The following is a 7,835-nucleotide window of genomic DNA, read 5'->3' on the forward strand; positions in this document are numbered from 1 at the left end:
CCCGGGCCGTGATGGCCAACCGCAGCCCCACGCGGCGTGGCGAGTCCGTCGAGCTGAACCTGCGCGGCGCCGCCGGAGAGAACGTGCCGGTGGATGCCAACTGCACGCCGCGCTTCGCCGCATCGCAACGGCGTGTGGGTACCGTGCTGGTGGCCCGTCCCACAGCCGAGATCCGCCGCGCCTACCAGGAGCTGCGCACGGCGCACGAGGCGCTCAAGCGCACGCAGCAGCAGCTGCTGCATTCCGAGAAGATGGCTTCGCTGGGTCGGTTGGTGGCCGGCGTGGCGCATGAGCTGAACAATCCCATCAGTTTCGTGCTGGGCAATGTGCACGCGCTGACTCGCTACAGCGAGCGCCTGCGCGACTACCTGGGCGCCGTGCATGAGGGCCGCACGCCGGCCGAACTGCAGGCGATGCGGACCAAACTGCGGGTGACGCACATCCTGGACGACCTGCCGTCGCTGCTGGAGGGCACCCTCGAAGGCGCGCAGCGCACCGCCGACATCGTCAACGGGCTGAAGCGCTTTTCGGCCGTCGACCCGGAGACCCGGCAGGAAGTCGATCTCAACCAGGTCGTCGACCGTGCGGTGCTGTGGGTGAGCAAGGGCACGCCGCGCGATCTGAAGCTGCACTGGCAGCCGGGCGCGCCGCGGCTGGTGAAGGGCAACGCGGGACAGTTGCAGCAGGTGGTCATGAACCTGCTCCAGAACGCGCTCGACGCGATGGCCGAGCAGTCATCACGCAGCCCCGAGTTGCGCATCGAGATCGAGGAATCCGGTACGCAGGTCCACCTGCGCGTCGAAGACAACGGACCTGGTATCTCGCAGGACGACCTGTCCCGCATCTTCGAACCCTTCTTCACGACAAAGGCCGTCGGCAAGGGCACCGGCCTCGGGCTGTCCATCAGCTATGGCATCGTGGAGCAGCATGGCGGCACGCTGCGCGCGCAGAACCTCGCGGCGGGCGGTGCCCGCTTTGAGGTCACCCTCGAGAAGCTGGGCAGCTGAAGCGCCCGTCGGTGCGGCCCAGCGGCGCCGGGAGCGCTGACTGACGGCGTACCGGACACCTCCGAAGCGCGGACCCCGCGTGACCGGGCAGGGCAGGGCGGCCTGGGCGCCGGTTTCTTCGTGCCGGCACCGGCGGTGCCTCTCGTCTCTCCCCAGTCTTTCCTCTCCTTCGACGCTTCCAACGGCGTTGGGGATTGATGCCTGGCGACGCCTGGCCCTGCCGGGTGCGCCAGGCTGAAGGCAGGTCGGCCCGTCATATGTTCAGGCTCGGCCATCCTGCCTGGCGGCTTCCAGGGGGACATGGGTCAAGCAGAAAATTGATTACAAATGAGAACGATTTGCATTTACACTTTTGGGGTCGCGCTGCGGGAGGCCCACGCTGCGTGACAGCAAACCCGCGCACGGACCGGTTATGTCGGTCCTGCAGAGAACAACACGAAGTCCGCTCTGTGTCGCAGCACCGTCGCGGCCTCGAGCCGGCCTCGCCGCGCGGTCATCGTTGGGAAGAGGGGCGGCAACCACTGCCAGTCACATGCCTTGTCCTGTCGATGGCCGCCGGCCAGACCTGCTTGTGGCACCGGGAGCTGCGCACCAGCGACCCACAGGAGCCCTCCATGGCCCGCCTCATCACCGCTGTCTGCCCCGTCCACCTGACGGCTCTTCATCCGCTGGCCCTCGCCATCACGGCGCTGGCCACCTCGGCCGCCGCGCAGACCGCGCCCCCGACCCAAGGCCAGGCCCAGGCCCAGGCCCAGGCCCAGGCCCAGGCCCGCGGCCCGCTCCCCGTGATGCCCCTGATGGTCGTCTCGGCCACGCGCATCGAGACCTCCGAGGACGAGGTGGCGGCGACCGTCACGACGTTGACCGCTGCCGACATCGAACGCAAGCAGGCGGGCGACGTCAAAGACATGCTGCGCCATGAAGTGGGCGTGTCCGTTCGTTCCCAGCCCAATCGCAGCTCGGCGGCGTTCTACGGCAACGGCCGCGGTGGCAACGAGGGCATCAACATCCGTGGCCTGGAGGGCAACCAAGTGCTGCTGCAGACCGACGGTGTTCGCCTGCCAGCGATCTACGCGAGCGGCCCCGTCGTGACCGGACGCGCCGACTACATCGACGTCGAGGCCTTCAAGCGCGTGGAGATCCTGCGCGGAGCGGCGTCGACGTCGTATGGCAGCGACGGACTGGCGGGCGCCGTGAGTTTCGCGACCAAGGACCCCGTGGATCTGGTGCCCAAGGGCAAGACTTCGCAGGCGGCGCTGAAGCTGGGCTACTCCTCAGTCGACAACGCCAAGACCGTCGTGCCGAGCTACGCCTTCCGCGGCGAGCAGTTCGAGGGCCTGCTGCTGGCCAGCATGCGTCGAGGCCACGAGGCCGACACCCGCGGCGACAACGAGTCCAAGGACCGCACCCGCACGGTGGGCAACCCGCAGGACATTTCGTCGGACTACGTGCTGGGCAAGCTGATCTACAAGCTCGACAGCCGGCAGCAGTTCCGGCTGTCCTTGGAGCGCATGGAACGCGATGTCGTCACCGACGTCTACACGCTGTTCAACGACCCGTCCTACCTGACGACGACACGCGTGGACGCGTCCGAGCACATCACGCGGTCGATGGCCAAGGTGGACTACGAGTTCGTCGACGCGCGCAATCCGTTGTTCCAACGCGTCCTGGCCAACGTCTACTGGCAAGACGCCAAGAACAGGCAATACGGCTACGAGGCCCGTACCAACACGACCGCCTGGAACACCCGCTCTCGGGATGCCTACTATGCCGAGCGCCTGGTCGGCGGCTCGGTGCAGATGGAGACCTACCTGTCCAACCAGCGCATCGTCTACGGGGCGGACGCCTCCGAAGCGCGGGTCACTTCGCTGAAGGATGGCGCCAACTACTTGAACGGCGCCCTGATCACGACCGGCTCGAGTGCCTTCGTCGTGAACAAGAGCTTCCCCGACACGGACTACCGGCTGCTCGGTGCCTTCATCCAGGACGAAGTCACCCTGGGCAGCTTCAGCGTGACGCCGGGCCTGCGCCTGGACAGCTTCAAGCTGGATCCGCGTCGCGGCGATCCGCTGTATACCATCAACAACAAGGTCGACCCCGCGACCCTGAGCGATCAGGCGCTGTCGCCCAAGCTGGGCATCGTGTGGACGTACACGCCGCTGCTGCGCGTGTTCGGGCAGTACTCGCATGGATTCCGTGCGCCGACGCCCTCGCAGGTCAACGGGGGCGTGACCAACCTGACGGCGTCCACGCCATATCGCTCCATCGGCAACGCCAACCTCAAGCCGGAGACGAGCGACTCGTTCGAGCTCGGCCTGCGTGGCCGCAGTGAGACGCTGCGGTACAGCGTTGCGCTGTTCAAGGGGCGCTACAAGGACTTCATCGCGTCCAACACCAACGTCAGCGCGACGACCACAGTGCCGTTGGAGCCCGGCATGCCGTCCAACACGATCACGTACCAGTCGGTCAACCTGAACAAGGCCAGCATCAGCGGCTACGAACTCAGCGGCGCGTGGACCTTCTTGCCGAACTGGACGGTCAGTGCGAGCTACGCCCATACCAGGGGCGACAGCGAGGCTGCGGATGGCGCCAAGACGCCACTGGACACCATCGATCCCGACAAGGGGGTGCTGGGCCTGCGCTACGAGCAGCAAGGCGTCTGGGGTGCCGAGCTGACGCTGACGGGCATGCGCAGCCAGCGCCGCAATCCCGCGCCGAACGCCAACTACACGCCGCGGGGCTTCCTGGTGGGCGACCTGTCGGCCTGGGTCGACCTCGGCAAGCAGTGGAGCCTGAACGCGGGCATCAGCAACATCGGAGACGTGAAGTACTGGTTGTGGTCGGACACCCGCGGCGTCGCGCCGACCGCCGTGGGACTGGATGCCTACACGCAGCCCGGACGCAACGTCAGCGCCAGCGTGCGCTACCAGTTCTGAGCATCTCGACGCCGCCGCGGTCTGCCACGGTGGCACTCCCGGTCCAGTAGCCAGCCAGCCGCGCGCCCCCTGCGGCGCCAGCGATCGATGCGTATCCTGATCCACTGTTTTCTCACCTGCATCGCACTGTTGTGCGGCAGCACGGCCCTGGCCGACGCCAAGCGGCCCACCGTGCTGTTCATTGCCGCCAGTCCGGTGGCGCCCGGCAAGTTCGTCACCATGGCCCGAGCGGCGGAGCCGCTGGGACTTCGGATCGAGGCACGCTTCGTCGAGAAGCTGCCCACCGACGTGGATCCAGCCCTGTGGGCAGGCGCTGACCTGGTGCTAATTGATGCGCCGCGCCAGCACATCGAGGACTTCGTGCGCCAGCGCCTGGGGGCGGCGCTCCCGGCACTGGCCGCGAAAGCCCATGTCTGGCTTCAGACCGGCAGCGTCAAGAGCGGCCATCTGCGCGAGGACTTCGCGCAGCGGCTGCACGCCTATTACGTGAACGGTGGCCGCGCCAACACCCAGGCCTTCTTGCGAGCACTGCAGAGCCACCTTGCCGGCAATCAGGACTGGGCAAAGCTGCCCGAGCCGCTGCGCTTCCCGCCGGCTGCGCTCTACCACCCGCAACTCCCGGAGGTGGTGCTGCCCACGCCGGCCGCTTTCCTCAAGGCGCGCGCGCTGGACGCAGATCCCGCGAAGCGCCCGCCGGTCATCGCGATCGCGTTCCACCAGCAGAGCATCTCGGCGGAGCAGACCGCTTTCCTGGACGACCTGATCGCCCGCGTCGAACAGGGTGGCGCCGTCGCCTGGCCGTTCTACAGCCCCGTGCTGGATGCGGACTCGATCCGCCGCATGATCTTGCTGGACGGGCGTCCGGTGGCCGACGTCCTGATCAACACCCAGATCACACTGGCTCCGGATGCGCGCCGCCGGGAGTTCGAGGCGATGGGAATCCCGGTCATCCAGGCCATGGCCTATCGTCGCGGCGACGCGGCCGACTGGGCTGCCGACCCGCAGGGGGTGCAGCTGATGGATGCGCCGTTCTACCTGGCCCAGGCCGAGTACGCGGGCGTCACCGACATCCAGATTGCTGCGGCCACGCGCAAGGGCGACGAGCAGCTCGAGCCCATCGCCGCGCAAAGCGCCGCCGTCGCCGGCAAGGCGCTGAACCTCGCGAAACTGCAGCGCAAGGCCGCCGCCGACCGTCGCGTGGCCATGTTCTTCTGGAACTACCCCGCCGGCGAGAAGAACCTCAGCGCCTCTTTCATGAACCTGACGCGCAGCTTCGTGAGCACGCTGGCGGCGCTGCAGGCGGCAGGCTACCGCACGGAGGTTCAGGATGAGAAGCCATTGACGCTGCTGCTGCAGCGCTTGCTCAAGCCCGCCTACGAGCCGCCACAGAACCAGGAGGTCCTTCGCGACCTCGTGCGCGAGGGCCTGGCGGGTCGGTTGCCGCTGTCCGACTACAAGCGCTGGCTCGCAAGCCTGCCCGCCTCCGTGCAACAGCAACTGCGCGATGCCTGGGGAGAACCGGAGAAATCGTCGATGGTGCTGAGTCAGGGTGGGGAGCGCTTTTTCGTGATCCCCCGGTTGCAGCTCGGCAATGTCTCGCTGCTGCCTCAGCCCACCCGCGGCGAGCGGGGCGGTGACAAGGAGAAGGCGCTGTACCACTCCACCAGCGCCGCGCCGTCGCACTACTACCTGGCGACCTACCTGTGGGCGCGCCAGACGTTCGCCGCCGATGCGCTGGTGCACTTCGGCACCCACGGCAGCCAGGAGTGGTTGCCAGGCAAGGAGCGTGGCCTGTCCGCCAGCCACGACTTCCCAATGCTGGCCGTCGGCGACGTGCCGGTCGTCTATCCCTACATCGTCGACAACGTCGGCGAGTCGACGCAGGCGCGCCGCCGCGGACGCGCCACCATCATCAGCCACCAGACACCGGCGTTCGCGCCGGCCGGCCTGCATGCGGCACTGACCGAGATCCACGACCTGCTGCACCACTGGCTCGCGCAGGAGGAGGGCGGCGTCAAGGAGAAGATCAAGGCCGACTTCCTCGCCAGGGTGAAGAAGGAGCGCATCGCCGCCGACATGGGCTGGAGCGACACGCGCATCGCGGCCGAGTTCCCCGCCTTCGTGACCGCGGCGCACGACCACCTCCACGAGATCGCCCGCAGCGTGCAGCCGCAGGGCTTGCACACCTTCGGCCAGGGGCCGGAGGAGCGGCTGCGCGTGGCGACCGTGCTGATGATGCTGGGCAAGGAGTTCTGGGAGGGCATGGCCGGCCCCGGCGAGGAGGCCGACGAGATGCTGGTGGGCGACTGGTCCCGGCTCGCCGAATCCAGCCCGTTCCGCAAGCTGCAGGCGCTGCTGCAGGGCGACAAGAGCCAGGACGCCGCCGTCGCCAAGATGCCCGAGGCCGCGCGCGCCAAGGTCGCGCTGGCGCGCCAGTGGTACGACAGCCTGGGCGGGCAGAGCGAGACGCAGGGCCTGCTGAACGCGCTGGCCGGGCGCTATATCCCCACCAGCTACGGCGGCGACCCCATCAAGAACCCCGACACGCTGCCCACCGGCCGCAACCTCTACGGCTTCGATCCATCGCGCGTGCCCACCAAGGCCGCCTGGGAGGCCGGCAAGGAGGCCATGGACCAGCTGATCCAGGTGCACCGCGACAAGAACGGCGGCAAGTTCCCGCAGAAGCTGACGTTCACGCTTTGGTCGGTGGAGACCATGCGCCACTTCGGCCTGCTCGAGGCGCAGGCGCTGTGGGCGATGGGCGTGGAGCCGGTGTGGGACAGCGGCGGCCGCGTCAGCGACGTGAAGCTGATCCCGCGCGCCCAACTGGGCCGTCCGCGCGTGGACATCGTGCTGTCGGCCACCGGCCTGTACCGCGACCATTTCCCCAACGTGATGCGCCAGCTCGCCAAGGCCGTCCGGCTGGCCGCCGAGGCCAAGGGCGAGCGCGACAACCCGGTGGCCGCCAACGCGCAGCGCATCGCGCAGCAGCTGCGCGCCCGCGGCGTGGACGCAGCCGCCGCCGAGCGCGCCGGGCAGACGCGCATCTTCTCGTCGGAGTCCGGCCGCTATGGCACGGGGCTGGACGACGCCGCGCTGGCCACCGATACCTGGAAGAGCCAGGCCGAGGGCGACCGCAAGCTCGCCGAGCTGTACCTGTCGCGCATGCAGTTCGCCTATGGTCCCGACGAGGCCGAGTGGGGCGCGCGGGGCGTGGCGGGCGGTGGAAAGGGCGGCCAGCTCAACCTCTATGCCGAGCACCTGCGGGGCACCGAGGGGGCGGTGCTTGCGCGCAGCTCCAACCTCTACGGCATGCTGACGACGGACGATCCCTTCCAGTACTTGGGTGGCATCGGACTGGCCGTGCGACACCTGGACGGCAAGGCGCCGGAGCTGTACGTGTCCAACCTGCGCGGCCCGGGTGGCGGCAAGGTCGAGAGCGCGGCGTCCTTCCTCGCCAAGGAACTGGCGACGCGCAACTTCCACCCCGGCTACGTCGCCGGGCTCATGAAGGAGGGTTACTCGGGCACGCTGCAGGTGCTGGACGGGATCAACAACTTCGCTGGTTGGCAGTCGGTCGCCCGCGAGATCGTGCGCGACGACCAGTGGCAGGAGTTCATGGACGTCTACGTGCGCGACAAGCACAACCTGGGGCTGAAGCGTTGGTTCGAGGGCCAGAACCCGCACGCGCTGGCGCAGAGCATCGAACGCATGCTGGAGGCCGCGCGCCAGGGCCAGTGGAAGGCCGACGCCAAGAGCGTCGCCGAGTTGAAGCAACGCTGGCGCGAGCTGGCGCGCCGCTACGACGTGAAGACCGACAACCAGGCCTTCAACCAGTTCGTCGGTGCCGGCTACGGGCTCAACGTGGCCCCGCCGGTGCCCGCCGCGGCCG

General features: G+C 68.3%; 3 protein-coding genes. All 3 read left to right on the top strand.

All coding sequences use genetic code 11. From position 1 onward, the window contains the following. On the top strand, positions 1 to 1,007 hold a 1,007-nt coding region (locus tag VGF12_RS16310; RefSeq protein ID WP_331177101.1), incomplete at its 5' end, for a sensor histidine kinase. Between the two features lie 614 nt (positions 1,008 to 1,621). Next, positions 1,622 to 3,943, top strand: coding sequence for a TonB-dependent hemoglobin/transferrin/lactoferrin family receptor (locus VGF12_RS16315; protein ID WP_331177102.1), 2,322 nt, complete (start codon positions 1,622 to 1,624; stop codon positions 3,941 to 3,943). Positions 3,944 to 4,030: 87 nt separating this feature from the next. Then, positions 4,031 to 7,835 (top strand): cobaltochelatase subunit CobN (gene cobN, locus VGF12_RS16320; protein ID WP_331177103.1); only part of this gene is annotated, 3,805 nt, incomplete at its 3' end.

The sequence above is a fragment of the Roseateles sp. genome (assembly GCF_036404855.1).
GTDB lineage: Bacteria > Pseudomonadota > Gammaproteobacteria > Burkholderiales > Burkholderiaceae_C > Pelomonas.

What these genes read in the sequence shown, in the direction of transcription:
- VGF12_RS16315 (WP_331177102.1), top strand. Translation starts at nt 1,622, where the DNA reads ATGGCCCGCCTCATCACCGCTGTCTGCCCCGTCCACCTGACGGCTCTT.